This is a genomic window from Bradyrhizobium sp. CCBAU 45321 (assembly GCF_028128975.1).
In the GTDB taxonomy this organism is placed as follows: Bacteria; Pseudomonadota; Alphaproteobacteria; order Rhizobiales; family Xanthobacteraceae; genus Bradyrhizobium; species Bradyrhizobium yuanmingense.
This window is the reverse complement of record NZ_LFKZ01000131.1, coordinates 552,332-578,307: the sequence shown is the minus strand read 5'-3', so window position 1 is coordinate 578,307 and position 25,976 is coordinate 552,332. Positions and strand designations below refer to the sequence as shown.

27 protein-coding genes are annotated in these 25,976 nt (G+C 64.2%); 15 read left to right on the top strand and 12 right to left on the bottom strand.

Going from position 1 to position 25,976, the window contains the following annotated elements; genetic code table 11:
* Positions 1 to 255: 255 nt before the first annotated feature.
* The 3 genes from ACM43_RS38360 to ACM43_RS38350 form a co-directional block, all read right to left on the bottom strand.
* Positions 256 to 441: a hypothetical protein gene (locus ACM43_RS38360; RefSeq protein ID WP_128262302.1), complete on the bottom strand. Its 186-nt coding sequence runs from the start codon at positions 439 to 441 to the stop codon at positions 256 to 258.
* Between the two features lie 65 nt (positions 442 to 506).
* Complete coding sequence (locus ACM43_RS38355) at positions 507 to 1,736, bottom strand: carboxylate-amine ligase (protein ID WP_271547235.1); 1,230 nt, start codon at positions 1,734 to 1,736, stop codon at positions 507 to 509.
* Between the two features lie 18 nt (positions 1,737 to 1,754).
* Positions 1,755 to 2,582, bottom strand: a complete 828-nt coding sequence (locus tag ACM43_RS38350) for a class II glutamine amidotransferase (protein ID WP_271547234.1) — start codon at positions 2,580 to 2,582, stop codon at positions 1,755 to 1,757.
* 357 nt (positions 2,583 to 2,939) lie between these two features.
* On the opposite strand from ACM43_RS38350, the gene ACM43_RS38685 reads away from it, so the two are divergent.
* The 5 genes from ACM43_RS38685 (at position 2,940) to ACM43_RS38325 (ending at position 5,499) form a co-directional block, all read left to right on the top strand.
* Positions 2,940 to 3,407 carry a tellurite resistance TerB family protein gene (locus ACM43_RS38685; protein ID WP_128262299.1) on the top strand — a complete coding sequence of 156 codons (468 nt, stop codon included), beginning with the start codon at positions 2,940 to 2,942 and terminating at the stop codon, positions 3,405 to 3,407.
* 2 nt (positions 3,408 to 3,409) lie between these two features.
* Positions 3,410 to 3,772 carry a hypothetical protein gene (locus tag ACM43_RS38340; protein WP_036034483.1) on the top strand — a complete coding sequence of 121 codons (363 nt, stop codon included), beginning with the start codon at positions 3,410 to 3,412 and terminating at the stop codon, positions 3,770 to 3,772.
* Positions 3,769 to 4,416 (top strand): TerC family protein, encoded by a 648-nt coding sequence (locus ACM43_RS38335; RefSeq protein WP_128262298.1) that lies wholly within the window; start codon positions 3,769 to 3,771, stop codon positions 4,414 to 4,416. The genes ACM43_RS38340 and ACM43_RS38335 overlap by 4 nt, the downstream gene beginning before the upstream one ends.
* A gap of 31 nt (positions 4,417 to 4,447) precedes the next feature.
* Positions 4,448 to 5,032 (top strand): TIGR00645 family protein, encoded by a 585-nt coding sequence (locus tag ACM43_RS38330; protein WP_128262297.1) that lies wholly within the window; start codon positions 4,448 to 4,450, stop codon positions 5,030 to 5,032.
* A 203-nt stretch (positions 5,033 to 5,235) separates the two neighbouring features.
* Entirely contained in the window at positions 5,236 to 5,499 is a 264-nt protein-coding gene (locus ACM43_RS38325; RefSeq protein ID WP_271547232.1) for a hypothetical protein, read from the top strand.
* Positions 5,500 to 5,506: 7 nt separating this feature from the next.
* Here the strand turns inward: ACM43_RS38325 and ACM43_RS38320 are convergent, their stop codons facing one another.
* Complete coding sequence (locus tag ACM43_RS38320; RefSeq protein ID WP_271547231.1) at positions 5,507 to 6,403, bottom strand: alpha/beta hydrolase family protein; 897 nt, start codon at positions 6,401 to 6,403, stop codon at positions 5,507 to 5,509.
* 181 nt (positions 6,404 to 6,584) lie between these two features.
* On the opposite strand from ACM43_RS38320, the gene ACM43_RS38315 reads away from it, so the two are divergent.
* From ACM43_RS38315 to ACM43_RS38305, 3 genes are all read left to right on the top strand, one after another.
* Complete coding sequence (locus ACM43_RS38315) at positions 6,585 to 7,973, top strand: class II 3-deoxy-7-phosphoheptulonate synthase (RefSeq protein WP_271547230.1); 1,389 nt, start codon at positions 6,585 to 6,587, stop codon at positions 7,971 to 7,973.
* Positions 7,974 to 7,977: 4 nt separating this feature from the next.
* Positions 7,978 to 8,331: a diacylglycerol kinase gene (locus tag ACM43_RS38310; protein ID WP_271547229.1), complete on the top strand. Its 354-nt coding sequence runs from the start codon at positions 7,978 to 7,980 to the stop codon at positions 8,329 to 8,331.
* A gap of 214 nt (positions 8,332 to 8,545) precedes the next feature.
* Positions 8,546 to 10,303 (top strand): NAD+ synthase, encoded by a 1,758-nt coding sequence (locus ACM43_RS38305; RefSeq protein ID WP_271547228.1) that lies wholly within the window; start codon positions 8,546 to 8,548, stop codon positions 10,301 to 10,303.
* Positions 10,304 to 10,328: 25 nt separating this feature from the next.
* Here the strand turns inward: ACM43_RS38305 and ACM43_RS38300 are convergent, their stop codons facing one another.
* The 5 genes from ACM43_RS38300 to ACM43_RS38280 all read right to left on the bottom strand — a co-directional run bounded on the left by ACM43_RS38300 (position 10,329) and on the right by ACM43_RS38280 (position 14,854).
* Positions 10,329 to 10,721 (bottom strand): cytochrome C oxidase subunit IV family protein, encoded by a 393-nt coding sequence (locus tag ACM43_RS38300; RefSeq protein WP_271547227.1) that lies wholly within the window; start codon positions 10,719 to 10,721, stop codon positions 10,329 to 10,331.
* A gap of 9 nt (positions 10,722 to 10,730) precedes the next feature.
* On the bottom strand, positions 10,731 to 11,453 hold the full coding sequence (locus ACM43_RS38295) for a heme-copper oxidase subunit III family protein (protein ID WP_271547226.1): 723 nt from the start codon (positions 11,451 to 11,453) through the stop codon (positions 10,731 to 10,733).
* Positions 11,454 to 11,467: 14 nt separating this feature from the next.
* Positions 11,468 to 12,172: a cytochrome c oxidase subunit 3 gene (locus ACM43_RS38290; RefSeq protein WP_271547225.1), complete on the bottom strand. Its 705-nt coding sequence runs from the start codon at positions 12,170 to 12,172 to the stop codon at positions 11,468 to 11,470.
* Positions 12,169 to 13,947 carry a cbb3-type cytochrome c oxidase subunit I gene (locus tag ACM43_RS38285; RefSeq protein WP_271547224.1) on the bottom strand — a complete coding sequence of 593 codons (1,779 nt, stop codon included), beginning with the start codon at positions 13,945 to 13,947 and terminating at the stop codon, positions 12,169 to 12,171. The genes ACM43_RS38290 and ACM43_RS38285 overlap by 4 nt, the downstream gene beginning before the upstream one ends.
* Before the next feature lie 73 nt (positions 13,948 to 14,020).
* The gene (locus ACM43_RS38280) at positions 14,021 to 14,854 is read right to left on the bottom strand and encodes a cytochrome c oxidase subunit II (protein ID WP_036001495.1); all 834 of its coding nucleotides are present in this window, start codon (positions 14,852 to 14,854) and stop codon (positions 14,021 to 14,023) included.
* 525 nt (positions 14,855 to 15,379) lie between these two features.
* On the opposite strand from ACM43_RS38280, the gene ACM43_RS38275 reads away from it, so the two are divergent.
* A complete protein-coding gene (locus ACM43_RS38275; protein WP_157282323.1) occupies positions 15,380 to 16,285 on the top strand; it encodes a DUF2189 domain-containing protein in 906 nt (301 codons plus the stop codon).
* A gap of 52 nt (positions 16,286 to 16,337) precedes the next feature.
* Here ACM43_RS38275 and ACM43_RS38270 read toward each other — a convergent pair whose 3' ends face one another.
* Both ACM43_RS38270 and ACM43_RS38265 read right to left on the bottom strand, forming a co-directional pair.
* Entirely contained in the window at positions 16,338 to 17,507 is a 1,170-nt protein-coding gene (locus tag ACM43_RS38270; protein ID WP_271547223.1) for a DUF2865 domain-containing protein, read from the bottom strand.
* A 144-nt stretch (positions 17,508 to 17,651) separates the two neighbouring features.
* Entirely contained in the window at positions 17,652 to 17,933 is a 282-nt protein-coding gene (locus ACM43_RS38265) for a hypothetical protein (RefSeq protein ID WP_271547222.1), read from the bottom strand.
* Positions 17,934 to 18,223: 290 nt separating this feature from the next.
* Here ACM43_RS38265 and cysS point away from each other — a divergent pair, with 290 nt between their 5' ends.
* The 4 genes from cysS (at position 18,224) to ACM43_RS38245 (ending at position 22,327) form a co-directional block, all read left to right on the top strand.
* Positions 18,224 to 19,606 carry a cysteine--tRNA ligase gene (cysS, locus tag ACM43_RS38260; protein ID WP_271547221.1) on the top strand — a complete coding sequence of 461 codons (1,383 nt, stop codon included), beginning with the start codon at positions 18,224 to 18,226 and terminating at the stop codon, positions 19,604 to 19,606.
* Between the two features lie 115 nt (positions 19,607 to 19,721).
* A complete protein-coding gene (locus ACM43_RS38255; RefSeq protein WP_271547220.1) occupies positions 19,722 to 20,213 on the top strand; it encodes a GNAT family N-acetyltransferase in 492 nt (163 codons plus the stop codon).
* Entirely contained in the window at positions 20,210 to 21,808 is a 1,599-nt protein-coding gene (gene cimA / locus ACM43_RS38250) for a citramalate synthase (protein WP_271547219.1), read from the top strand. Before ACM43_RS38255 ends, cimA begins: the two co-directional genes overlap by 4 nt.
* 141 nt (positions 21,809 to 21,949) lie before the next feature.
* Entirely contained in the window at positions 21,950 to 22,327 is a 378-nt protein-coding gene (locus ACM43_RS38245; protein ID WP_271547218.1) for a VOC family protein, read from the top strand.
* Positions 22,328 to 22,331: 4 nt separating this feature from the next.
* Here the strand turns inward: ACM43_RS38245 and ACM43_RS38240 are convergent, their stop codons facing one another.
* Entirely contained in the window at positions 22,332 to 22,937 is a 606-nt protein-coding gene (locus ACM43_RS38240; RefSeq protein ID WP_271547217.1) for a TIGR00730 family Rossman fold protein, read from the bottom strand.
* A gap of 201 nt (positions 22,938 to 23,138) precedes the next feature.
* Here ACM43_RS38240 and ACM43_RS38235 point away from each other — a divergent pair, with 201 nt between their 5' ends.
* Positions 23,139 to 25,097 (top strand): ABCB family ABC transporter ATP-binding protein/permease, encoded by a 1,959-nt coding sequence (locus ACM43_RS38235; RefSeq protein WP_271547216.1) that lies wholly within the window; start codon positions 23,139 to 23,141, stop codon positions 25,095 to 25,097.
* Between the two features lie 71 nt (positions 25,098 to 25,168).
* The gene (locus tag ACM43_RS38230; protein ID WP_271547281.1) at positions 25,169 to 25,891 is read left to right on the top strand and encodes a phosphatidylserine decarboxylase; all 723 of its coding nucleotides are present in this window, start codon (positions 25,169 to 25,171) and stop codon (positions 25,889 to 25,891) included.
* Positions 25,892 to 25,976: the final 85 nt, after the last annotated feature.

Here is a 25,976-nt window from a genome sequence, read left to right as displayed (position 1 = left end):
GGGCAGGGACTTGGCCTGATGCTGTCTTGCGAATTTCAGGCCAGCCGGAGCGCAATGCGGCGCGCTGGTCCGCCGGCTGCACGCGACGCGCAAATAATCGAGATTGCACCTGAGGTTAGACAATAGGTGGCGCCGAACTCGCCCGACCTGTCCGGGCAAGCCGTCAGTGGGCGCAGCGGCTTGTCTTGTCTAATTTGTCGGCATGCCCTGCAAAAGCGCATGCAGCCGGCCCCCGCGACGGGCGCCCGGCACGGTTCAGTCGAATGATCGCGGAAGCGCCGGCTCGGGCTTGCCGGACGGGCTGCCTGCCCATTTCGCCATGTCCATGGCGCGCGCGTCGAAGCCTTCGCACCAGAGGCAGCTCGGCTCCGTGTGACCGTGGGCCGTCAGCATCGGGACAAGCGCATGGCCGCAGCCGTTGCAGGGTGTGGTGCGATTCATGCGCTTCTCCAACGATCGCCGTAATTTCAGGAATGGCATTTTCGTCGCGCAAGCTTGCGCGGGCGCTATGACGGCGCAGGAGCGCTGCGACGCACAGGCGCGCTCGTTCCCGACAGCGTAGAGGTAGCGATCCATTGTGACACGGCTGCGATGTCGTCGCCGCTGTCGCGATAGGCGCGAAGCTGGAATTCCGCCGAGCTGCCGCGCGCAACGATGGTGCGGCAGTGTTCGATCTCGGCGGAGCAGTTCAGTGCGGCTGCGTCCTCCGCAATGTCGTCGATCACCCCGGTGAGCAGCTCCGAGATCGTCACCGGCCCGTCCTTGGAGGCGAAGATGCAGTCGGTGCCGTAGCGCTGGGCGCGCCATTTGTTCTCGACCGCGATCGCGCGCTCGACCGCAGTGACCTCCCGGGACAGCTGAGGGCGCAGATAGAGATGCCGCGTCAGGCAGCGGTAGAGCGAGGCGATGGCAACCGCGTCGTCGACGAAGGTGCAGGTGTCGGGCGCGCGAAGCTCCAGCGTCGGATGCTTCATGGAGGGGCGCATTGCCCACCAGATGTGGCTTTCGTCCGGGATCACGCCGGAGCGCTGCAACGCGCCGACATAAGCGTCGAAATCCTGCTTGCCTTCGAACAATTCGGGCAGGCCGGTGCGCGGCAGCTCGGAATACGCCGCGAGGCGGTAGCCCTTCAATCCGGTCTTGTGCGAATTCCAGAACGGCGAGGACGTCGACAGCGCGATGAACAACGGCAGGTGCGGCAGCATCGCCCGCATCACCGCCATGCGCTTCTCGGGATCCGGCAACTGCACGTGCACATGCATGCCGCACATCATGTTGCGGTGACCGATGCTGCGCAGATCCTCGATCATCTCCTCGTAGCGCGGTTTCGGGCTCGGCTGCGACATGCGCCAGACCGCGCTCGGGTGCGTGCCGCAGGCCATGATCACGAAGCCGTACTGCGCAGCGACGTTCGCGACCTCGCGTCGCAGGAAGCGCAGCTCCTCGCGCGCGTCGTTCACGTCGACATGAACGTTGGTTGCGACCTCGAGCTGCGATTGCAGCATCTCGCGCATGGCCTGGCCGCCGGTCGACCAGTTTGCCGATTCGAACAGCTCGTTGGGCGTGCGGATCGCGACCTCGAAGCTGCGGCGGTCAGCGAGGAAGTATTCCTCCTCGATGCCGAAGGAATATTCCGCCGGATTGCCGCCGCCGCCGGCAGAACGGATGACGACATGCTGCTTGTCCTCGGAGGGGGCAAGACGCAGCAGCTTTGAAACGTCTGAAGCAAATGTCATTAGCCACCGGCGCGGTCACTACCTGCGGGCGATAATCCGTCTGATTGCGGCCGGTTCCGCACCCGATGTACTAGAAATTGCAGGGTCGAACGGAACAATTTTGACGGCTTCGGACGCTCGCGCGATCAGGGCGTGGTTCGGCGGGACTTCCGCCCAGTCCGATTCCTTATCGAACGGCTCGGAGACGACGATGACTTGCCCGCCGTCCTCGCGGAAGTAGAGCGTGTTCGCGGCATCGTTCACCGAGACCCGAAATGCGTAGAGGTCGCGGCCGTTGGCAATCGCGCTGGTAAAGCGCAGCCGTTCGCGAAGCCCGCCTTCATTGACGAATCCGAGGAGCGATTGCAGCACGGACTGTGTCGCGCCGAGCGGATCGTGCTCGAGACCGGCCCCCATCATGGCCAGGAACACGGCTTCCGAATCCGTTGTGCCCAGCCGCGACGGATAGTAGGCATCGGGAATCAGCGCCTCGACTTTGCGCCGCAGCCGATTCCAGCTGCCGACGAACCCGTTGTGCATGAACATCCAGTGCCCGCAGGCAAAGGGGTGACAATTCTGCCGCGTCACGGCCGTGCCGGTTGCGGCACGCACATGAGCGAAGAACAGATGCGAGTGCAGATGCCGGCAGAGGTAGCGCAGGTTTTCGTCCGACCACGCCGGGCGCGTCTCGCGATAAAGGCCCGGCTCGGGGTGCTCGCCATACCAGCCGAGACCAAAGCCGTCTCCGTTCGAGCCCGCCGTGGACTGAAGCGAGCGGATGCTCTGCGCAATCAGCGAATGCTCGGGTTCGGTGACATAAGGCTCGAACGAGGTGGTTTCGCCCCGGTATGCGATCCAGCGGCACATGCGGGTTCCTGCCAGGCGGTTGATGCGTCGCGAGGTGCATCAACACTTGTCGCGGACGCATGGTTCCAGCTGCGAAAGGGTCGCATGACCGATCCCGCGACGCCGAATGGATGCGGCGGCTGGTCGCAGCCAGTCCGCCTTGATTCCGACAAGCGTACCTATATTTCTGAAACGAACAAGAATCCGGGCCCCTCTGGCGAGGACGTCGACGTTTGTCGGCAAACCTCGCGATGTCGGATGACCAGTCCCGCGCGAATGCGATGGATCGGCCGATTGTCGGGCCCCTGTTTCGTTTTCTCCGACCATTCGTCCCCATCGCAGCTCCGTGCGGCTATTTCGCAAGTTAAGGGAGCTACGATGTCCGGAACCAAGTCCTCAAATTCGATCGAGATCACGGAACCGTCCAGCCTGAATGAGCAGGCCGCGGCCGCTGTGGTGATCGTGGGCGCGCTGGTCGCGGTTGCCGACCGGCGGGTCTCAGCCGTCGAACGCGACGAGGTGATCCGTTTCATCAGAGACCGCAAGCTGGCGCCGCACATCGGCGACGAACGGCTCCGTGCGATGTTCGACGAACTCGCCGAACGGCTCGAAGAGCCGGATTTTGCCAACGTCGTGATCGATACGCTGCGACCGGTTTCGAACCTGCCGCTGTCGTCGCATCTGGTGGAGCTGTCGGAGCGCGTTGCTGCCGCAGACGAGGACGTACATCCCCACGAAGTCCAGGCGATTAAATTGTTGCGCTTGCTGACGCTGGTGCTGCCACGTGCGAAGCCGGTCGGGGCGAGTGCGCCGGGCCCCAAGCTGCAGGCCGCCTCGAAGGGGTAAGCATGAGCACGATTTCGAACGAGCGCGCCAGGCAAACCGAGGGGAACACCGACCAGATCGCCGGTGGCGACCCGCGCCTGGCCAAGCTCGTCGACCGCCTGCCGCCGCGCATGAGCGACACCCTGACCTATCTGCTCAAGCCGTCCAGCCGCTGGGTCAGGATCCCCTCGGGCACGCTGCTGGTCGTCGGCGGTGTGCTCTCCATCCTCCCGGTGCTCGGCGTCTGGATGCTGCCGCTCGGCCTTGCTCTGCTCGCCGAGGACGTGCCTGCGCTGCGCTCCTCCCGTTCAAAAGTCTTCGACTGGATCGAGCGGCGCAAGCCGCATTGGCTCGATCCGTCTGCCTCTAGGAATGATCAATCATGACTGAACTCATCACCGCCGAAGCGCTGTCCGCGCTGTTTCAAGTCATCCTGATCGATCTCGTGCTCGCCGGCGACAATGCCGTTGTCATCGGCCTTGCGGCTGCCGGCCTGCCGGCCGAGCAGCGCCGCCGCGCCATCATCGTCGGTATCGCCGCTGCCACCGCACTGCGTATCGCCTTCGCCGGCGTTGCGACCCAGCTTCTGCAAGTGATCGGCCTTCTGCTCGCCGGCGGCGTTTTGCTGCTCTGGGTCTGCTGGAAGATGTGGCGCGAGCTGCGCGAGCAGGCCGCGCATGCGAAAGAACTCGCATTCGATAGCGGCAGCGCAGGTGCTGCGCCGGTACAGCAGCCGGTACAGCGGAAGACTTTCGGCCAAGCGGCGGTGCAGATCGTCGCCGCCGACGTGTCGATGTCGCTCGACAACGTGCTCGCGGTCGCGGGCGCCGCGCGGGAGCATCCCTACATTCTGGCCTTCGGCCTGCTCTTGTCGGTTGGGATGATGGGCGTTGCCGCGGATCTGCTTGGCCGCTTGCTCCAGAAGCAGCGCTGGGTGGCCTATGTCGGCCTCGCCATCATCCTTTACGTCGCGTTTGAGATGATCTATCGCGGGACGCTGGAACTTGCACCGGTGATTGCGAGTCTCTGAGGCGACAATCTACCGCAATCCGGAGTGATCAATGACGTCCGAATCCAAAGCACCTTCGGCGCGGGCCGCGCCGTTGCCGCCGGTCGGCCTGCTTCCGAAGCTGATCTTCGGCTCGCGCTGGCTGCAGCTGCCGCTCTATGTCGGCCTCATCGTCGCCCAGGCCGTCTATGTGCTGTTGTTCCTGAAGGAGCTCTGGCACCTCGTCTTGCATTCGTTCGACGCCAGCGAGCAGCAGATCATGCTGGTCGTGCTCGGGCTGATCGACGTCGTCATGATCTCGAACCTTCTGATCATGGTAATCGTGGGTGGATACGAGACCTTCGTTTCCCGGCTGAACCTCAGCGGCCATCCGGACGAGCCGGAATGGCTCGGTCACGTCAATGCCAGCGTGCTCAAGATCAAGCTCGCAATGGCGATCATCGGCATCTCCTCGATCTCGCTGCTCAGGACCTTCATCGAGGCCGGCAATCTCGGCACGACCCGCAGCAATTTCACCGAGAGCGGGGTAATGTGGCAGGTGCTGATTCATATGACCTTCATCGTCTCGGCGGTCGGCATCGCCTGGGTCGACCGCCTCAGCGAGAGCGGCCATCGCAAGGTGGCCGAGCACGGCTGATAAGCTGGCCGCCCAATACCTCCCGAGCGGCCAATCCTGGAGCCCGCCCGATCGTCCGGTCGGGCGGGCTCTTCTTTCGAGATCGATAAAATTGTCTGCAATCGGTTCAGCGCCGGCAAACGCTGCCGACAAGAAGCAGGGCGCCTTAAACCAGGCCTTCGGAACCGATCTGCATCCTGCCCGCAAAAGGGCAGGGCATCGGCATGACAATTCTCAGGGAGATCGTCGCATCGGTCGCGGGAGTCTACGCGCTCCTGCTGGTCTGTGATGCATTGTTCGGCGTCGGCGAGGCGCGCTTCGACGACGCTTATTACCGCGCCAGCTTCTACGCACCGCGGCCGAAGGAGTTTCGGTTCGCGAGCAACACGCCGCCGGCGGTGCGCGTCAGCGACGCCTTCGCGCAGTTCGCACCTAGCGACGCCAAGCCGAACCGGCGCTACTCGTCGCTGACGACGATCATCCGCTGAAGCAGCCTCATTCCCCCTGAATCCATTCCGCGACGCCGCGCCACAGCGTGTCGCGGTGCTCGGGGCGGAAGAAGCCGAAATGGCCTATTTTCTTGGCGCCGACGTCGGACGGTTTGACCGTCAGCACCTCCGGCTTGATCGCGGTGAAGCCGCTCGCGAGCAGCTCGACCGCGGGCCTCGTCGCCCAGGGATCGTCGGAGAAGCATAGTGAGCGCAGCTCGCCCTTGAACCTGGCGAAGTTCTCGAGCGCCGGCAGCTTTGAATCGAAGAGATAGCGGGGGCTCGAGACCCATTCGGCCCATTGCAGGAAGACGCCCTTGGGCAAATCCTCGCCGACACCGGCCCAGCCCGGTGCGTAACCGAGTGCATGGACCAACGGCACACCGACAAAATTCATGAAGGCGTAGACCCGGTATTTTTCCGGTGAGGTCATCAACCGCCACGTCGCGGCCTGCGAGGCCACCAAGGCGGCGCGCGAGATCTCGCTGTTGTTCGCGATCAGCCCGAGCGCCTGGCCGCCGAAGGAATGGCCGATATAGGCGAGCGGCAGGGCATGATAGCGCTCGCGCATCCAGCTGACCGCGGCGGTGACGTCGAGCGCAGCCCAGTCCGACATCGAGGCCTTGAAGCCGACCAGCGATTTCGGCTGGTTGTAGCCGACCATCGCCGGCAGGCGGGAATCGCCGATGCCGCGATAATCGTAGGTCAGCACCGCGCAGCCGCGATGGGCGAGGTAGGAGGCAAAGCCCCGATAGATCTTTCGCGGCACGGCGGTCGCCGAATTGATCAGGACGGCATGGCGCTTGGCGCCGCGCGGCAGGAACAGGGTGCCGGTCAGGGCATAGCCGTCGGCTGCCGGGAAGCTGATCTCGTCGATGTAAACGTCATCCAGTGCCGCGCCCATGGCGGTCGGTGTCCTGTCGGATTCCTCAAGCCTGCCCAAGCAAATGCGAATTCGGCTTTGGCCGCAAGGGTTTGCGCTGCGAAATGGATTTACAACTGGCGGGGCGTGGCCGGCCTGTGTATAAGGCGGCCCTCGCAACCCCTAGATCAGGTTGTGGTTTTTGCTTCACGGAGAGATTGCGATGTCCGAGCGGTGGACGCCCGAGTCCTGGCGCAGCAAGCCGGTGCTACAGGTGCCCGAATATCCCGACGCCAAGGCTCTAGCCGATGTCGAGGCGCAGCTTGCGACCTTTCCGCCGCTGGTGTTCGCAGGCGAGGCGCGCAATCTGAAGAAGGCCTTGGGCCGCGTTGCGGCGGGCGAAGCCTTCCTGCTACAGGGCGGCGACTGCGCCGAGAGCTTCGCCGAGCACGGCGCCAACAACATCCGCGACTTCTTCCGCGTGCTGCTGCAGATGGCGGTGGTGCTGACCTATGCCGGCGCGGTGCCGGTGGTGAAGGTCGGCCGCATCGCCGGCCAGTTCGCAAAACCGCGTTCGTCGGCGACCGAGAAGCTGAATGGCGTCGAGCTGCCGAGCTATCGCGGCGACATCGTCAACGACATCGCCTTCACCAGCGAAGCGCGCATTCCCGATCCGCAGCGCCAGCTGATGGCCTATCGCCAGTCCGCCGCGACGCTGAACCTGCTCCGCGCGTTCGCCACCGGCGGCTTCGCCAATCTCGGCAGCGTGCATCAATGGATGCTGGGCTTCCTCAAGGATAGCCCGCAGTCACGCCGCTACAAGGAGCTGGCCGACCGCATCTCGGACGCGCTCAACTTCATGCGCGCCTGCGGCCTCGACCTCGAGAGCCATCCGGAGCTGCGTGCCACCGATTTCTACACCAGCCATGAGGCGCTGCTGCTTGGCTACGAGCAGGCCATGACCCGCGTCGATTCCACCACCGGCGACTGGTACGCGACCTCGGGCCACATGATCTGGATCGGCGACCGCACCCGCCAGCTCGATCACGGCCATGTCGAATATTTCCGCGGCATCAAGAATCCGATCGGGCTGAAGTGCGGCCCCTCGCTCAAGGTAGACGAGCTGCTGAAGCTGATCGACGTGCTCAATCCCGACAACGAGCCGGGCCGGCTGACGCTGATCGGCCGCTTCGGCTCCGACAAGATCGGCGAGCATCTGCCGAACATGGTCCGCGCCGTGAAGCGCGAGGGCCGGGTGGTGGTCTGGTCGTGCGATCCCATGCACGGCAACACCATCAGCTCGACGTCCGGCTACAAGACTCGCCCGTTCGACCGCATCCTGTCCGAGGTGAAGTCGTTCTTCGCGGTCCACGCCGCCGAGGGCACCCATGCCGGCGGCGTGCATCTGGAGATGACCGGCCAGGACGTCACCGAATGTCTCGGCGGCGCCCGCGCGATCACGGACGAGGATCTCAACGACCGCTACCACACGGTCTGCGATCCCCGCCTCAACGCCGAGCAATCCATCGATATGGCGTTCCTGGTCGCGGAGCTGCTCAAGCAGGAGCGCGCCGGCAAGGCTCAGCCGATTCCGGCCGCAGCGGGGCTGTAAGACCTTGCTGCGGATCTGGAAGGCCACGATCAATTCCCGCAACGGGCTGGCCTTTGCGTTCCGGTCGGAGCAGGCCGTCCGCGAGGAGATCTTCGCGCTGCTGCTGTCGGTGCCGCTCGCCTGGTTCATCGGCGCCACGGCGATGCGCGCGGTCGAATTGGTGTGCTCTGTCGCTTTCGTGCTGACGGTCGAGCTGCTCAATACCGCGATCGAGAAGCTCGCCGACCGGCTGACCTTGGATCACGACAAGCAGATCGGCCGCGTCAAGGACATGGGCTCGGCCGCTGTTGGCGTTGCGCTCTTGATGACCGGCGCGTTCTGGATCATTGCCATCATCGAGCGACTGGGGCTCCTCTAGAGCGCGGAGACAATCCATTGCGCGTGGGTGTCCGAGGTCCCTTCACCTCTCCCCAACGGGGAGAGGTCGATTTGTGTCTCGCGATGCGGAGCATCGTCGAGCTCAAATCGGGTGAGGGGGCTCAGCTCCCACGAGACACCGTAACCCCTCACCCGAATTGCATCTCTGATGCAATTCGACCTCTCCCTTCGGGAGAGGTGAAAGCGAGCGCGCGATGACCGAACGTCTCGACACATTCGCGGTCACGCTCGCCCAGCTCAATCCGACCATGGGCGACGTGGAGGGCAATGCGGCCGAGGCGCGCGCGGCGCGGGCGCAGGCCAAGTCCGACGGCGCCGATCTCGTGTTGTTTCCGGAACTGTTCATCGCCGGCTATCCGCCGGAAGACCTGGTGCAGAAGCCCGCCTTCCAGGCCGCCTGCCGCGCCGCGATCGAAAGCCTCGCGCGCGAGACCGCCGATGGCGGGCCTGCGATGCTGGTCGGCACGCCCTGGGTCGAGGAGGGCATGCTCTACAATGCCTGTGCGCTGCTCGACGGCGGGCGTATCGCGAGCCTGCGTTTCAAGTGCAACCTGCCGAATTACGGCGTGTTCGACGAGAAGCGGCTGTTTTCGCGCGGCCCTGCCGCCGGTCCCGTCACCGTGCGCGGCGTGCGCATCGGCGTGCCGATCTGCGAGGACATCTGGCTGGAAGAGTCCGAGGATTACGAGAACGTGGTCGAGACGCTGGCCGAGACCGGCGCCGAGATCATCCTGGTGCCGAACGGCTCGCCTTACGCCCGCGACAAGAACGACGTGCGCCTGTCGGTCGCGGTAGCGCGCGTCACGGAGAGCGGGCTGCCGCTGGTCTATCTCAACCAGGTCGGCGGCCAGGACGAGCTCGTGTTCGACGGCGCATCCTTCGCGCTCAATGGCGATCTCTCGCTCGCGGCGCAGCTGCCGGCCTTCAATGAGGGCATCGTCACGCTGCGTTTCAGCAGAAACGGCGACGACTGGCGCTGCAGCGGGCCGATCGCCGAGCTGCCCGAGGGCGACAAGGCCGACTACGCCGCCTGCGTGCTGGGCTTACGCGATTACGTCGCCAAGAACGGCTTTCCCGGCGTGCTGCTCGGCATCTCCGGCGGCATCGATTCGGCGCTCTGCGCGGCGATCGCTGTCGACGCGCTCGGCGTCGACCAGGTGCATGGCGTGATGCTGCCTTACCGCTACACCGCGCCGCATTCGATCGCGGATGCCGGCGAGCTCGCCGGCCATCTCGGCATCCGCTATGAGGTGCTGCCGATCGCCGAAGCCGTGACCGGGTTCGAGACGATCCTGTCCGGCATCTTCAAGAACCTGCCGCCCGATATCACCGAGGAGAACCTCCAGGCCCGGACCCGCGGCACGCTGCTGATGGCGATCTCCAACAAGACCGGGCTGATGGTGGTGACGACCGGCAACAAGTCGGAGATGTCGGTCGGCTACGCCACGCTTTATGGCGACATGAACGGCGGCTTCAACCCGATCAAGGACATCTACAAGACGCAGGTGTTCCGCCTGGCAAGCTTGCGCAATTCCTGGAAGCCGGAGGGCGCGCTCGGCCCTGCCGGCGAGGTGATCCCGCCGGACATCATCACGCGCCCGCCGACCGCGGAGCTGCGCGAGAACCAGACCGACCAGGACTCGTTGCCGCCTTACGACGTGCTCGATGCCATCCTGGAGCGCCTGGTCGAGCGCGAGGAGCCGCTCGACCAGATCATCGCCGCCGGCTTCGACCGCGAGACGGTGACCCGGATCGACCATCTGCTCAACGTCGCCGAATACAAGCGCCGCCAGGCCGCGCCTGGGGTGAAGGTGACACCGAAGAATTTCGGCCGCGACCGCCGTTATCCCATCACCAACCGTTTTCGCGACAAGGGCCAGCCGTTGCCGGCGACGGATGAGGCGCTGGTGTCACGTGGAAGCACGGCGTCAATCGACGCATTCGAGGGGTGAAGCCTACCCTGAGCGACGGCAGGCGCTATGACGGGGTTGCGAAAAACAGCACCCTTAGGAAGCGCGTGTATTCGGATTCGAGCACCATGATCGCCACAAATACCAATACCGCGACCGGCGGCAGCAGGATGGCATAGGTCAAGGCCAGCCGCTCCCAGGCCATGTGCATGAAGACGGCGACGATCAGGCCGGCCTTCAACATCATGAACAGCAGGATCAGCGACCACCTCAGATAGCCATGCAGGCCAAAGTAGTCGACGAGGTAGGAGAACGTGCTGAGGACGAACAACCAACCCCAGACCACGAGGTAGAGCTTGATCGGGTGCTGTTGCCCCTCGGCGTGAACGGCTTCCGTTGCAACTGCGCCGTGCGCCGGAGCGTGGGGCCGTTCTTCCATGTGTACCGCCGCGTTTGTCATGCGCCGACCTCACCAAAGATAGAAGAATGCGAAGATGAACACCCACACGAGATCGACGAAGTGCCAGTACAGGCCCGTGATCTCGACGATCTCGTAATTCCCCCTTCGGCTCGTGAAGAAGCCGCGCCTCTCGACGTCGAAGTCGCCACGAAGGACCTTTCGCGCGATGGCGATCAGGAAGATCACACCGAAAGTCACATGGGTGCCGTGGAAGCCGGTGATCATGAAGAAGCTCGCACCAAACTGCGGGGCACCCCATGGATTGCCCCAGGGCCGGACGCCCTCCATGATCAGCTTTGTCCATTCGAAGGCCTGCATTCCGACGAAGGTCGCGCCGAAGGCTGCAGTGACCAGCATCAGGATTGCGGTTCTCACGCGATCGCGGCGGTAGCCAAAATTGACGGCCATCGCCATCGTACCGCTGCTGCTGATCAGCACGAAGGTCATGATGGCGATCAGGATCAGGGGCATGTGGTTGCCCCCGATATTGAGGGCGAAGACTTCGCTGGGATTGGGCCACGGCACGGTCGTCGACATGCGCGCCGTCATGTAGGAGAGCAGGAAGCAACTGAAGATGAAGGTGTCGCTGAGGAGGAAGACCCACATCATGGCCTTGCCCCAGGACACGTTCTTGAAGGCGCGCTGATCGGACGCCCAGTCGGCGGCGATGCCGCGCCAGCCTTCAAGCCGCGCAGGCGATTGGCCCGGATTTGTCAGCACGGTCTCAGCCATCTGGTCTCGCCTCCCTAGCTCAGCAATTGGCGGCAGATGTCGATGAAATCGTCGGTCCAGCCGGTGAGAAGACCGAGCAGGACAAGCCAGACCAACAGCAGGAAGTGCCAGTAGATGGCGCACAGCTCCACGCTCAAGCGCATGTCGGCGATCTCGGCGCCGCGCCACATCTTGGCCGAGGTTCGGCCCAAGGCCACAAGACCGCCCGTCAGGTGCAGCCCGTGCACTGCGGTCAACAGGTAGAAGAAGGAATTCGATGGATTGGACGCCACGAAATATCCCGCAGCCCCGAGCTGTTGCCAAGCCAGGAGCTGCCCGGCGAGGAAGATCACGGCAGATGCTCCGCCCGCGAGCAGACCGATCATGACGCCTTCGGTATCGTGTCGGCGCGCGGCCACGTTCGACCATTGCAGCGCGACACTGCTCAGGACCAGGACGCCCGTGTTGACCCACAGCAGCCGCGGCACCGGCAGCGGCCGCCAGTCCACCACGCTCATGCGCATCGAGTAGGCGCTGATGAAGAGGACGAACAAGGCGCTCGCGACCGCGAGAAACACGCCAAGTCCGATCTTCGCTGCCGGCCAGGTTATGGCGTCACCGCCGGGGAAGTCACCGGCCGGGCCTTCCTCCAGCCAGGGCTTGGCCGTCAGGCGCTGCTGCGACAACCACCATCCGGCGATTACCGCAAGCACAGCCAGGAACAGGATGATGGCGCTCACGAAGCAGCTCCCTGAACGTGCTGAGTCGCACGCGGCGGCTGGTTCTGCGGAATGAAGTCCTCCGCGGCACCGGGCACACTGTAATCATAGGCCCAGCGGTACACGACAGGGAGCTCCTTGCCCCAGTTGCCGTGCGCCGGGGGCGTCTCCGGCGTCTGCCACTCCAGCGTCGTCGCCCGCCACGGATTGCCGCCTGAGGCCTCACCTTTGAACAGGCTCCAGACAAGGTTGAACAGGAACACCATCTGGCTAAAGCCGACGATCAAGGCCACCACGGAGATGAAGGCGTTGAGTGAATGGGCCGAGGACGGGATGAACGTCGTATCTAGGAGTTCGAAATATCGGCGCGGGACCCCGAGCAGTCCAAGATAGTGCATGGGGAAGAAGATCAGGTAGGCGCCGAGGAAGGTGACCCAGAAGTGAAACTTGCCCATGGCCTCGTTCAGCATCCGCCCCGTGACCTTTGGGTACCAATGATAGATCGCGCCGAGCACGACCATGATCGGCGCCACGCCCATCACCATGTGGAAATGGGCGACCACGAACATGGTATCCGAGAGGGGCACGTCCACGACGACGTTGCCGAGGAAGAGGCCGGTGAGCCCGCCGTTCACGAAGGTGACGATGAAGCCGAGGGCGAACAGCATCGGCACCGTGAGATGAATGTCGCCGCGCCATAGGGTCAGCACCCAGTTGTAGACCTTGATCGCGGTGGGGATGGCGATGATGAGCGTCGTGGTGGCGAAGAAGTACCCGAATTGCGGGAACATGCCGCTCACATACATGTGGTGCGCCCATACGATGAAGCTGAGCGCGCCGATGGCTACGATAGCCCAGACCATCATGCGATAACCAAAGATGTTCTTGCGCGCATGCGTGCTGATCAGATCGGAGACGATGCCGAAGGCGGGCAGGGCAACGATGTAGACTTCGGGATGACCGAAGAACCAGAACAGGTGCTGGAAGAGCAACGGGCTGCCGCCGCCATGTTTCGAAAGCGTGCCCATCTCGAGGAGGGCGGGCATGAAGAAGCTGGTTCCCAAGAGACGGTCGAACAGCAGCATGACCGAGGCAACGAACAATGCAGGGAACGCGAGGAGCGCCATGACGGTCGCCGTGAAAATGCCCCACACCGTCAGGGGCAGGCGCATCAAGGTCATGCCGCGCGTGCGTGCCTGCAACACTGTGACCACATAATTCAGCCCGCCCATGGTGAAGCCGATGATGAACAGGATCAGGGACGCGAGCATGAGAAGGATGCCCCAATCCTGCCCGGGCGTTCCTGAAAGGATTGCTTGCGGCGGGTATAGCGTCCAACCGGCGCCGGTGGGGCCGCCGGGCACGAAGAATGTCGAGGCAAGCACCAGGACTGCGAGCAGGTAGATCCAGTAGCTCAGCATGTTCACATAGGGGAAGACCATGTCCCTGGCGCCGACCATCAGCGGGATCAGGTAGTTGCCGAAGCCGCCCAGGAACAATGCGGTGAGCAGGTAAATCACCATGATCATGCCGTGCATGGTGATGAACTGGAGGTACTGGTTGGCATCGATGAAAGAGAAGGTGCCGGGGAATCCCAGTTGCAGCCGCATCAGCCACGATAGCACCAGGGCCACCAGCCCGATGGCCGTGGCCGTCAGCGAATACTGAATGGCGATCACCTTGGCGTCCTGCGAGAACACATATCGTGTCCACCAGCTCCGCGGATGATAGAGCTCGACGTCAGGTACTTCGGCAGGCGGGATGCCGGGGATCCCTTCATATGGAACATCGACCATAGAACCTCCTCGGTCGTTCCATCGGGGGGAGGCGCTGGCCTCTTGCGCCCGATCTGTCTTCGGCGGCAGCTTGCTACTTGCTGCCGGATTGGTACGTCGTCTTCACGACGGCTTTTGCCGGCGATAATTCTGCGAACGTTTTTTGTTGCTCCAGCCAAGCGTGATATTCACGCTCTTCGTCGACGATGACCTTGGCCCGCATTTGATAGTGAGCAGTGCCACAAAGCTCCGCACAGAGGACATCGAAGGTTCCGGTTCGGATCGGCGTGATCCAGAAATAGGTCACCATGCCTGGAACCATGTCCATCTTGGCCCGGAATTCGGGCACGTAGAAATCGTGCAGGACATCAACCGAGCGGAGGAGAACCTTGACCGGCTTTCCGACTTGAAGGTGCAGGTCGCCGCTCTCGATCACGACATCGTCCTGCGCGTGCCGGTCGTCACGATTGAGCCCCATCGGATTGTCGGAAGCGATGTTGCGGACATCGGATGTACCCAACTGCCCATCCTTGCCCGGAAGGCGGAAGCTCCACTGCCATTGCTGGCCCATGACCTCGATCTCGGTGGCATCCGCAGGCACCGTCACGAACTGGTGCCAGACCACGAGGCCAGGCGCCAGCATGGCCGCGACGCCGACGCCGGTCCCGACGCTCAGCCACCATTCGAGCCTTTTGTTTTCCGGATTGTAGTCAGCCCTTCTTCCCTCTCTGTGGCGAAAGCGGAAGACGCAGTAAGCCATGAAGGCGATCACGGCGACGAAAACGAAGCCCGTGATCCAGAACGTGATGTTGATCGTGTGGTCGATATAGGCCCAGTTCGTCGCGATCGGCGTCCACCACCACGGGCTGTAGATGTGAAACAGCACCGAGCCGATCGCGACCAGAAGCAGTATCAGTGCGACAGCCATCCTGATCCATCCTTGCCATCGAAGGCTACGGATACGAATCCAGGGCGGAGCTCATGTCGGTCGCGATGGCTGGCCTTTCTTGGCATATGCCATCGCCGGCCTCTTGCTTCGCCCAGTCCACCGATCGCGAAATCAAGAGAACGCTCGCGACCTTCAACTCTAAGGGCGTCTGCGTCTAAAATGATCCCAGCCTAATCCGGCGTCAATAGAGCAATAGAGGTGCCCGAATTGGTGTGATTGCCGGTGCTGGCAAACCGACAAGCATCCGGTGCCCATGTTCGGTTTGGGTGATGCAACGCACAAATCCGTGCTGGTGCGCAATTCACCCAACCGTGAATGCAGCCGTGCTCCGCGCGCGCTAAGCTTGCCGGGCAGGTCGCGACGGGTTCCGTCCGGCCAGGCTCGGTTGCTGAACCTGGGTTGCCGTACCCGACCCCTCGCGTTTCCTGCTCGTCAGGCGGACACGCGTGGCTGAAGAGCGCGTGTAGTCGAAAACCGCGATTTTCAGCACGGGAGCGTCCGTACATGGCCACTCTGTACTCCCACGACGTCAGGCGGCGCGCATTCGGCGAAGCGACCTCCTATCCCATTCGCAAGATCAGCTTGTCCGACCTGACCGAGGTCCTGCGCCTGGGTTGGGGTGATTTCCAGGCGATGCCGAGTCACGCGATCGTCGTGTGCCTGATTTATCCCGTTCTCGGTCTCGTCCTGTTCAGGATGGTGCTCGGCTATTCGGTGCTGCCGCTACTGTTTCCGCTGGCCGCCGGCTTTGCCTTGATCGGTCCTTTTGCCGCGATCGGTCTCTACGAACTCAGCCGTCGCCGCGAGCGCGGCGAGGAAGTCGAAGCATGGGATGCGATCAAGGTGCTGCGCGCACCGTCGTTCGGCGCCATGGTCGAACTCGGCGTGCTCCTGCTGGTCCTGTTCGGGGCCTGGATCGGTGCCGCGAACGCAATCTATGTCGCGATCTTCGGTCACGCTGCGGCCGCAAGCATACCCGACTTCGCAACGCGCGTGCTGACGACACCCGAAGGCTGGTCGCTCATCATCATCGGTTGCGGTGTCGGCTTCCTGTTTGCGGTTGTGGCATTGTGCGTCAGCGTCGTGTCATTTCCGTTGATGCTGGACCGTCATGCGACGGCGATCGACGCGATCCGCACGTCGCTCCGAGCGGTGGCGGCCAATCCGGTTGCGATGGCCGGATGGGGCCTCATCGTGGCGGCGCTGCTCGTGATCGGCTCGCTGCCGCTCTTCGTCGGTCTCGCCGTCGTTCTGCCGGTGCTCGGTCATGCCACCTGGCACCTCTATCGGCGGGTGGTCGAGCCCAATCCGAACCCACCGGATGCACCGCTTCCGCCCCGGAAGGGCAGGCGCTACGCAGCAGACTTTCCGGCCAATCTCTTCCCCTGGAGCCGCGAGGGCGAGCCGTAACAGCGGAACGGCCGCGCTGGGACGCCTGCGCGGAGCATGACAGAGCGACGGCCTACTTCTGCTGCTGCGGCAGGAAGGTCGGGCCGACCGAGCGGATCGGCTTGTTCTCTGACGCGGGGCTCGCGTCCGAGGGTGGCGTGGCGACCGGTGCGGCAGCAGTTGCTGGTGCAGGAGCCGCGCCTTTCTTGGCATTGGCAGGCTGCGGCGCGCCCTTGTTGAGCCGTTGCTGCTGCATCTTCCTGGCGCTTTCCTCGGTGACGATGATGTCGCCCTGCTGCTCGGCCGCGGCCTTGTCATCGGCCGATTTCAGCGCATCCGCCCAGGTCTGTCCCGCCGCCTTGCAGGAGCAGGACGGATTGAACTCGCTGCGGAATTTGAATGCGGTCGGCAGCGCCGTGTAGGGCTGGCCGCCGATCGAGACCGCCGCGTTCATGTCCTCGCCGGGATTGCGATGGCTGTAGAGCACGGCTTCCGCGGCCGGGCACAGCGCCTTGCAGGTCTTCTCATCGTCAGGGAAGCGCGCCGGCACGGTGGCAAAGGAGATCGGGAAATAAGCGCCGTCGCAGGTGCGCACGCAGACGGTGCGGAAGGTGCCGGATTGCGGGCCGAGATCGGAGGGCGGCATGGCTTGCGGATTGTTCGGGTTGTTGCCGCCGAACAGATTGCTGAGGAAGTTGCCGCCGCCCTGCTGCTGCACGGCATTGGCATATTGCGGGCCGCAATTATTCTGCGCCAACGCCATCAGCACCGAGCGGCGCTGGTTGTCGCGCTCCGGGTTGGCGCCGGGGCCGCCGCGCAGCCGCTCGAGACTGCCGGTGATCTGGTCCAGATTGGCGCGCATCTGCTGGATCTGGGTGTTGACCGGGCCGCACTGCGCCGACTGGCCGTTGAACAGCGAGAAGAAGCCGGAGGAATCGCAGCCCATGCGCTTGGCCTGCATGGTGACACGGTCGAGCTCGGCCTGCTGCTTGGCCTGGGAATCCTGGTAGCGGCGGATCTGCTCTTCGCGCGCGGCATCACCTCCGCCGCGATCGAGCGCGGCGAGTTGAGCTTCCAGCCGCACGCACATCGGGTTCGGTCCGAGCCCGTTCTGGCCGGGCTGGGGCGGCGGGCCGGCCTGCGCCAAAGCGCCATCGGCGAGCACGAGTGTGCCGAGGAGCACGGTGCAGGCAAGGAGGGAGCGGGCACGGAGGAGAGAGAAGAATTCAGGCATATCCGCCATTCTAGCGAGGTCACGGCCCAGCGTGATCATCCAAGTGAGGTGGGGGGGCCGAAGCGCGCCCTCCCAATAGCCGCTTCCTGCGGCATCGTCACGTCGTTTCAGGGGCCCAAGACTGGTCCTAAGGTCCACCAGCTCCGAGGGAATTCAGCGCTGGCAGGTGATTGCGACATACTCGTCGCAATGGCCATGGGAGCAGTTTGTGCCGGTTTTGGGGACGGAGCCGGTAATTTCGTCGGGATCGACCCGGCGATAACTCGATGCCTTTGCAAAATCTCGTGACTGGCAATAGGTGCGCGCGGCGGAGGCGCCGCACGTGTCGCCCTTGGCGAGGCACTGGTCGGCGATGATGAATACGCGGGTCTCGGCGCACGCCTGAGGTGCTGCAAGGAGCGAGGCGCCGAAAATGAGCGCGAGCAGGGATCGCATGAAATTACCGGGGGCAAAAAATTGGGAACCGCAGGTTCCAGAATGGCCTCAAATGGTTAGGGGATCATGAACCCTCCGGGCAGGCCGCGCCCCGTGCGGGGGCAAAAACGGCATTTTCGCGGCCCTTGACGCCGGGGCCTGTGGTGGCCCATATGTGCCCGCATGAACGGTCTCCTCGCCATTTGCGCCATTTGCCGCGAGATTACGAGCTAGCGATTCGCTGGCTGGAGCCGTCTTTTCTCAAAACACATTGAGAGCCTTGGACGCCCGGCCGAGAGGGATGGGTTGTCATGGAATTGCGTCTTTACGATACGCTGAGCCGGGAAAAGCGCACCTTCGTGCCGCTCGATCCGAACAACGTCCGCATGTATGTCTGCGGACCGACGGTCTATGACTTCGCCCATATCGGCAATGCGCGGCCGGTGATCGTGTTCGACGTGCTGTTTCGGCTGCTGCGCCACATCTACGGCGAGGCACACGTCAAATATGTCCGCAACATCACCGACGTCGACGACAAGATCAACGATCGCGCCGCGCGCGATTTTCCCGGCCTGCCGCTGAACGAGGCCATTCGCAAGGTCACCGAGCAGACCGGCAAGCAGTTTCATGCCGACGTCGATGCGCTCGGCGCGCTTCGGCCGAGCGTCGAGCCGCGCGCCACCGAGCATATCGGCGAGATGCGCGAGATCATCGAGAAGCTGGTCGCCGGCGGCTTTGCCTATGTCGCCGAGGACCACGTGCTGTTCTCGCCGCAGGCGATGAACGCGGCCAATTCCGCGCTGCCGCGCTATGGCGCGCTGTCGAAGCGCTCGCTCGACGAGATGATCGCGGGCGCGCGGGTCGATGTTGCGCCCTACAAGCGCGATGCGACCGACTTCGTGCTGTGGAAGCCGTCGAAGCCGGGAGAGCCGTCCTGGCCGTCGCCATCAGGCATCAAGGCGGAGGGACGTCCGGGCTGGCACATCGAGTGCTCGGCGATGGCCTGGAAGCATCTCGGCGAGCATTTCGACATCCATGGCGGCGGCATCGATCTCGTGTTTCCGCATCACGAGAACGAGGTCGCGCAGACCTGCTGCGCGTTCCACCGCGAGCGCATGGCGAACTATTGGATGCACAACGGCTTCTTGCAGGTCGAGAGCGAGAAGATGTCGAAGAGCCTCGGCAACTTCATCACGATCCACGAGCTGCTCAGGGATTGGCCGGGTGAGGTGCTGCGCCTCAACATGCTCAAGACGCATTACCGCTCGCCGATCGACTGGACCATGAAGTCGCTGGAGGAGAGCGCCAAGACGCTCGACGACTGGTACCGCGTTGCGGCCGATGTCGCGCCCGGCGAGCCGGCTCCGTCGGTGGTCGAACCGCTGCTCGACGACCTCAACACGCCGCAGGCGATCGCGGCGCTGCACGGCCTGCGCGGCAACGATATCGCAGGTCTTGCGGGCTCGTTGCGGCTGCTCGGATTCCTCTCCGAGAGCGCGGCGCAGTGGGAAGGGCGCAAGCAGCAGGCGAGCGGGGTCGACGCCAAGGAGGTCGAGCGCCTGCTCGCGGAGCGGACAGCGGCCCGTAGCCGGAAGGACTTTGGGGAGTCCGACCGCATCCGCGATCTGCTCGCTGCGATGGGCGTTGCGATCAAGGACTCCAAGGAAGGCACAACCTGGGAGATCGCCCGATGAAACGGCCCGACACGCCTTTCCCGCGGCACTGGCTCTATTACATTGCGCTGAAGCTCGCGCTGCTCGCCGGCGCGGTGGCGATCGTGCTCAAGCTTTATGGGATTTGGTGAGGACGATGGGACAGACTTTGCCAAAGCCCGCACTGAGGCCCTTCCTGCCGGCGGATGTGCCGATGCTCGCCGCGATCTTCGCCGCCAGCATCGAGGAGTTGACCGGCGACGATTATAGCGAGGCGCAGCAGGAAGCCTGGATGGCGGCGGCCGAGGACGAGGAGTTCGGCAAGCGGCTCGCGTCCGACCTGACGCTGATCGCGACGCTGGAAGGCTCGCCTGTCGGCTTCGCCTCGCTGCGCGGTAATGATCACATCCGCATGCTCTATGTGCATCCGGCCGTGGCCGGGCAGGGCATCGCGACCATGCTGGTCGACGCGCTGGAGAAGCTCGCAGGCGTCCGCGGCGCCACGAGCCTCTCGGTCGATGCCAGCGATACCGCGGAGGGTTTCTTCGCCAAGCGCGGCTACACCGCCCAGCAGCGCAACAGCATCACCATCAACGACGAGTGGCTCGCCAACACCACCATGAAGAAGACGCTCGGAGCGGGGCAATGAGCAAGCAGCGTCTCTATCTGTTCGACACCACGCTGCGCGATGGGGCGCAGACCAACGGCGTCGACTTCACGCTGGCGGACAAGCAGGTCATCGCGGCGATGCTCGACGATCTCGGCATCGACTATGTCGAGGGCGGCTATCCCGGCGCCAATCCGCTCGACACGGAGTTCTTTGGCTCCAAGCCCAAGCTCAAACATGCGCGCTTCACCGCCTTCGGCATGACGCGCCGGGCGGGCCGCTCGGTGTCCAACGATCCGGGCGTCGCGGGCCTCTTGGAAGCGAAGGCGGATGCGATCTGCTTCGTGGCGAAGGCGTCGGCCTATCAGGTCCGCGTCGCGCTGGAGACCACGAAGGAAGAGAACCTCGCCTCGATCCGCGACAGCGTCGCGGCGGCGAAGGCGGCCGGCCGCGAGGTGATGCTCGATTGCGAGCATTTCTTCGACGGCTACAAGGAAGACGCCGCCTTTGCGCTCGCCTGCGCCAAGGCCGCCTTCGATGCCGGTGCGCGCTGGGTGGTGCTGTGCGACACCAATGGCGGCACCATGCCGGATGAGGTCGAGGCCATCGTCAGAGACGTGACCAGGCACATCCCCGGCGATCACGTCGGCATCCACGCCCATAACGACACCGAGCAGGCGGTGGCCAATTCGCTCGCAGCGGTGCGTGCCGGCGCGCGGCAGATCCAGGGTACGCTGAACGGGCTCGGCGAGCGCTGCGGCAATGCCAATCTCTGCTCGCTGATCCCGACGCTGAAGCTGAAGACGGGTTTTGCCGACGCTTTCGAGATCGGCGTCACCACGGAGAAGCTGGCGACGCTGGTCAAGGTGTCGCGCACGCTCGACGACATGCTCAACCGCGTGCCGAACCGGCATGCGGCTTATGTCGGCGAGAGCGCCTTCGTCACCAAGACCGGCATCCATGCCTCCGCCGTGCTGAAGGATCCGCAGACCTACGAGCATGTGCTGCCGGAGCTGGTCGGCAATCACCGTAAGGTGTTGGTGTCCGACCAGGCCGGGCGCTCCAACGTCATCGCCGAGCTCGACCGCGCCGGCATCCCTTACGAGAAGAGCGATCCGAAGCTGACGCGTCTCGTCGAGGAATTGAAGGAGCGCGAGGCGGCCGGCTATGCCTATGAATCCGCCAACGCCTCGTTCGAGCTCCTGGCGCGCCGCACGCTGGGCAAGGTGCCGCATTATTTCGAGGTCGAGCAGTTCGACGTCAACGTCGAGCAGCGCTACAACGCGCTCGGCGAACGCGTCACGGTGGCGCTCGCGGTGGTCAAGGTCGACGTCGCCGGCGAGCATCTGATCTCGGCGGCCGAAGGCAACGGTCCCGTCAACGCGCTCGACGTCGCCCTGCGCAAGGACCTCGGCAAGTACCAGAAGTTCATCGAAGGCTTGACGCTGATCGACTATCGCGTCCGTATCCTCAATGGCGGCACCGGCGCGGTCACGCGCGTGCTGATCGAGAGCGAGGACGAGAACGGCGACCGCTGGACCACGGTCGGGGTGTCACCGAACATCATCGACGCCTCGTTCCAGGCGCTGATGGATTCGGTGATCTACAAGCTCGTGAAGTCGGGGGCGCCGGCGTAACCCCCACGACGACTGTCATTCCCCGCGAAGGCGGGGAATCCAGTACGCTGCGGCCCATCGATTTATCTACGGCTGTCACGGAGTACTGGATCGCCCGGTCAAGCCGGGCGATGACACCGAGGATGGGGAAAGGGCACGGCCATGATCGACCACATCTCCGTCGGCGTCAGCGATCTCGATCGCGCCGCAAAGTTCTACGAAGCCGCGCTCACCGCCCTCGGCCTTGCGCGCCTCGTCACCCGACCGCGGACGGTCGGGTTCGGCAAGGCCTATCCGGAGTTCTGGATCAATCTGCGCGAAAACATGCCGCGCGTGGCGCCGGAGAGCGGCGTGCACATCTGCCTGCGGGCGAAGACGACCGATCAGGTCGATGCGTTTCATGCGGCAGCGCTGTCCGCTGGCGGGGCATCAGACGGCGCGCCTGGCATCCGGCCGCACGATCGCGTGCGCTACTACGCGGCCTTCGTCACCGATCCCGACGGCAATCGCATCGAGGCCGTGACGTTCCCGGCAGCGTAGGGCGTTACAGCTTTCGCGCCACTTCCGGCGCGAGATCGCGCTCGCTGTCAGGAATCTGCGCAGCCGCGGCGCGCAGCCGCGGGATGATCTCCTCGACCTTGTCCGCCTTCAGGATATCGACGGTGAGGCCGGCGCGGATGAACTCGGTCTGGCGCATGTGGTACACCAGCGAGAGCAGCGGCTCCCAGAAATTGTCGATATTGGCGAGCAGCACCGGCTTGGCGTGACGACCGAGTTGCTGCCAGGTCAGCTGCTCCACCAGCTCCTCGAGCGTGCCGAGCCCGCCGGGCAGGGCCACGAAGGCGTCGGAGCGCTCGAACATCAGTCGCTTGCGCTCGTGCATGTCGGGCGTGACGACCATCTCCTGCACGCGCGTCAGCGCATTCTCGCGCATCCGCAGGAAGTCAGGGATGATGCCGGTGACCATGCCGCCGTGATCGAGCACGGAGGTTGCGACCGCGCCCATCAGGCCGAGCGAGCCGCCGCCATAGACGAGGCGGATCTTGCTTTCCGCCAGCGCTCTGCCGAGCGCCTTCGCCGCTTCAATGAAGTTGGGATTTGTTCCAGGGCCGGAGCCGCAATAGACACAGACAGTTTTGATCGTGCTCATTGGTGCCATGATGCATTGCAGCGAAGTGGCGTCAAGCCCAAACGGTGATTCGATACTTCCGGGAATTTACCGGTAAATCGCGACAAACAATCGAAGATTCGCCATCTGGCGGGGTGCGCGGGCATCGGGAAGGCTCTATATGACGGGCGAAAATCGTTAATCGCAGTTGCGCCCGCATCCGGCGGGCTTTCGGGTTTGTTGATGGACCAACCTCAATCGTTCGACGGCGCCGACGTTCCTGATCCTTCCGTGGCAGGATCGCAGGCCGGGGCCACGCTGATGGGCACGCTGGCACATCTGTGGCCCTACATCTGGCCGGGCGACCGTTTCGACCTGAAGATGAGGGTGGTCTGGTCGCTGGTGCTGTTGCTCGCCGCCAAGCTGATCACGCTCACCGTGCCGTTCAGCTTCAAATGGGCGACGGATGCGCTGACCGGCGCCAACACCGCGCCGGTAGCGGCCGACAATTGGCATCTCTGGGTGATCGCCTCGCCCTTGCTGCTGACCGCGAGCTACGGCGTGATGCGCATCCTGATGGCGGTGCTGACGCAATGGCGCGACGGCATCTTCGCCCGCGTCGCCATGCATGCGGTGCGAAAGCTCGCGACCCTCACCTTCATCCACATGCACGAGCTGTCGCTGCGCTTTCACCTGGAGCGCAAGACCGGCGGCCTCACGCGCGTGCTCGAGCGCGGCCGCGAGGGCATCGAGGTCATCGTGCGCATGGTGATCCTGCAGCTGATCCCGACCATCGTCGAGGTCTCGCTGCTGCTGGCGGTGCTGCTCTGGCAATTCGACTGGCGCTACGTAGTCGCGACCCTGATCACGGTCACGCTCTACATGTACTACACCTACGTCGCGACCGAGTGGCGGATCGGCATCCGCCGCAAGATGAACGATTCCGACACCGAGGCGAACACCAAGGCGATCGACTCGCTGCTCAACTACGAGACGGTGAAGTATTTCAGTGCCGAGGCACGCGAGGCGCAGCGCTACGACAGGTCGGTCGAGCGCTACGAGGAGGCGAGCGTCCGCACCTACACCTCGCTCGCGGTGCTCAATACAGGCCAGGCGGTGATCTTCACGCTGGGCCTGACCGCGACCATGCTGATGTGCGCGATCGGCGTGCGCAACGGCACCAACACCGTCGGCGATTTCGTGCTGGTCAACGCCATGATGATCCAGCTCTACCAGCCGCTGAACTTCATGGGCATGGTCTATCGCGAGATCAAGCAGGCGATCATCGACATCGAGAAGATGTTCGGCGTGCTCAGCCGCGAGGCCGAGATCAAGGACGCGCCTGGCGCGAAGCCGCTGGTCATCTCCGCCGGCACGGTGCGCTTCGAGGACGTGCGCTTTGCCTATGAGCCGGCGCGCCCCATCCTCAAGGGCATCAGCTTCGAAGTGCCGGCCGGCAAGACGGTTGCCATCGTCGGCCCCTCCGGCGCCGGCAAATCGACCATCTCGCGGCTCCTGTTTCGCCTCTATGATGTCTCCGGCGGCAGGATCCTGATCGACGGCCAGGACATCCGCGAGGTCACGCAGGCCAGCCTGCGCGCATCGATCGGCATGGTGCCGCAGGATACCGTGCTGTTCAACGACACCATCCGCTACAACATCCGCTACGGCCGCTGGGACGCGACCGATGCCGAGGTGGAGGAGGCCGCGCGGCTGGCGCAGATCGACCACTTCATCCGCATGGCGCCGAAGGGCTATGAGACCCAGGTCGGCGAGCGCGGCCTGAAGCTGTCGGGCGGCGAGAAGCAACGTGTGGCGATCGCGCGCACGGTGCTCAAGGCGCCGCCGATCCTGGTGCTCGACGAGGCGACCTCGGCGCTCGACACCCATACGGAGCACGAGATCCAGGGGGCGCTCGACCGCGTGGCGAAGAACCGCACCTCCCTGGTGATCGCGCATCGGCTGTCCACCATCGTCGGTGCCGACGAAATCATCGTGCTGGACCAGGGCCGCATCGCCGAGCGCGGCACTCACGCGAGCCTGCTCGCGCAGGGCGGGCTCTATGCCAGCATGTGGAACAGGCAGCGCGAGGCCGAGGAGGCCCGCGAGAAGCTGGCCAAGATGGCCGACACCAATGCCGCGCCCAACCGGGAGCCGCCGCCGGTCGATGATAGCCTGACGACGCCCGCGGCGGCGGAGTGACCTTGTCTCCGGTCCCAAGTCTGGCCTAAACAAAGTCTGGCCTAAACAAGCGCGCGCGACGACCCCGTGGCATCAACCCCGACCGGCAAAAAGCAATGTCCATTCTCGATTCGATCCAGCGTCAGATCCCGCCGATCCACAAGGAGGGCTATCCCTTCATCGGCGCCTTTGCGCTGGCGAGCCTGCTCCTGTTCTGGCTGTGGTCGCCGCTGGGGTGGATCGGCACGATCCTGACCGTGTGGTGTGCGCTGTTCTTCCGCGATCCCGTCCGTGTGACGCCGGTGGGCGAGGGTCTCGTGGTGTCGCCGGCCGACGGGCGCGTCTCCATGATCACCATGGCGCTGCCGCCGGCCGAGCTTGGGCTGGGCGACCGGCCGCTGCCGCGCGTCTCGATCTTCATGAGCGTGTTCAATTGCCACGTGAACCGCGCGCCCGTGGCGGGCAGGGTGGATCGTATCGCCTACCGGCCCGGCCTCTTCATCAACGCCGAGCTCGACAAGGCGAGCGAGGACAACGAGCGCAACTCGCTGGTGATCACCACCCCGACGGCGCGGATCGGCGTGGTCCAGATCGCCGGTCTCGTCGCCAAGCGCATCGTCTGCTTCGTCAAGGAGGGGCAGGCGATCGGCGTCGGCGAGCGTTTCGGCCTAATCCGCTTCGGCTCGCGCCTCGACGTCTACCTGCCCGTGGGTACCAAGGCGCTGGTCTCGGAAGGGCAGACCGCGATCGCCGGAGAGACGATCCTGGCCGACCTTGCCGGCGACGACCCGGGCCGCGCGTTCCGCGCCAATTAACCAATAGTCGGTGCTCGCAGGCGTTCCGCCGCAATGGCGGAGGGCGGCGCGGCTTGCTATATCTCGCCTCGAGATAAGGACGAGC

Coding starts and splice junctions, on each gene's coding strand:
- ACM43_RS38360 (WP_128262302.1), bottom strand. CDS start 441: ATGAATCGCACCACACCCTGCAACGGCTGCGGCCATGCGCTTGTCCCG.
- ACM43_RS38355 (WP_271547235.1), bottom strand. CDS start 1,736: ATGACATTTGCTTCAGACGTTTCAAAGCTGCTGCGTCTTGCCCCCTCC.
- ACM43_RS38350 (WP_271547234.1), bottom strand. CDS start 2,582: ATGTGCCGCTGGATCGCATACCGGGGCGAAACCACCTCGTTCGAGCCT.
- ACM43_RS38685 (WP_128262299.1), top strand. CDS start 2,940: ATGTCCGGAACCAAGTCCTCAAATTCGATCGAGATCACGGAACCGTCC.
- ACM43_RS38340 (WP_036034483.1), top strand. CDS start 3,410: ATGAGCACGATTTCGAACGAGCGCGCCAGGCAAACCGAGGGGAACACC.
- ACM43_RS38335 (WP_128262298.1), top strand. CDS start 3,769: ATGACTGAACTCATCACCGCCGAAGCGCTGTCCGCGCTGTTTCAAGTC.
- ACM43_RS38330 (WP_128262297.1), top strand. CDS start 4,448: ATGACGTCCGAATCCAAAGCACCTTCGGCGCGGGCCGCGCCGTTGCCG.
- ACM43_RS38325 (WP_271547232.1), top strand. CDS start 5,236: ATGACAATTCTCAGGGAGATCGTCGCATCGGTCGCGGGAGTCTACGCG.
- ACM43_RS38320 (WP_271547231.1), bottom strand. CDS start 6,403: ATGGGCGCGGCACTGGATGACGTTTACATCGACGAGATCAGCTTCCCG.
- ACM43_RS38315 (WP_271547230.1), top strand. CDS start 6,585: ATGTCCGAGCGGTGGACGCCCGAGTCCTGGCGCAGCAAGCCGGTGCTA.
- ACM43_RS38305 (WP_271547228.1), top strand. CDS start 8,546: ATGACCGAACGTCTCGACACATTCGCGGTCACGCTCGCCCAGCTCAAT.
- ACM43_RS38300 (WP_271547227.1), bottom strand. CDS start 10,721: ATGACAAACGCGGCGGTACACATGGAAGAACGGCCCCACGCTCCGGCG.
- ACM43_RS38295 (WP_271547226.1), bottom strand. CDS start 11,453: ATGGCTGAGACCGTGCTGACAAATCCGGGCCAATCGCCTGCGCGGCTT.
- ACM43_RS38285 (WP_271547224.1), bottom strand. CDS start 13,947: ATGGTCGATGTTCCATATGAAGGGATCCCCGGCATCCCGCCTGCCGAA.
- ACM43_RS38280 (WP_036001495.1), bottom strand. CDS start 14,854: ATGGCTGTCGCACTGATACTGCTTCTGGTCGCGATCGGCTCGGTGCTG.
- ACM43_RS38275 (WP_157282323.1), top strand. CDS start 15,380: ATGGCCACTCTGTACTCCCACGACGTCAGGCGGCGCGCATTCGGCGAA.
- ACM43_RS38270 (WP_271547223.1), bottom strand. CDS start 17,507: ATGGCGGATATGCCTGAATTCTTCTCTCTCCTCCGTGCCCGCTCCCTC.
- ACM43_RS38265 (WP_271547222.1), bottom strand. CDS start 17,933: ATGCGATCCCTGCTCGCGCTCATTTTCGGCGCCTCGCTCCTTGCAGCA.
- cysS (WP_271547221.1), top strand. CDS start 18,224: ATGGAATTGCGTCTTTACGATACGCTGAGCCGGGAAAAGCGCACCTTC.
- ACM43_RS38255 (WP_271547220.1), top strand. CDS start 19,722: ATGGGACAGACTTTGCCAAAGCCCGCACTGAGGCCCTTCCTGCCGGCG.
- cimA (WP_271547219.1), top strand. CDS start 20,210: ATGAGCAAGCAGCGTCTCTATCTGTTCGACACCACGCTGCGCGATGGG.
- ACM43_RS38245 (WP_271547218.1), top strand. CDS start 21,950: ATGATCGACCACATCTCCGTCGGCGTCAGCGATCTCGATCGCGCCGCA.
- ACM43_RS38240 (WP_271547217.1), bottom strand. CDS start 22,937: ATGAGCACGATCAAAACTGTCTGTGTCTATTGCGGCTCCGGCCCTGGA.
- ACM43_RS38235 (WP_271547216.1), top strand. CDS start 23,139: ATGGACCAACCTCAATCGTTCGACGGCGCCGACGTTCCTGATCCTTCC.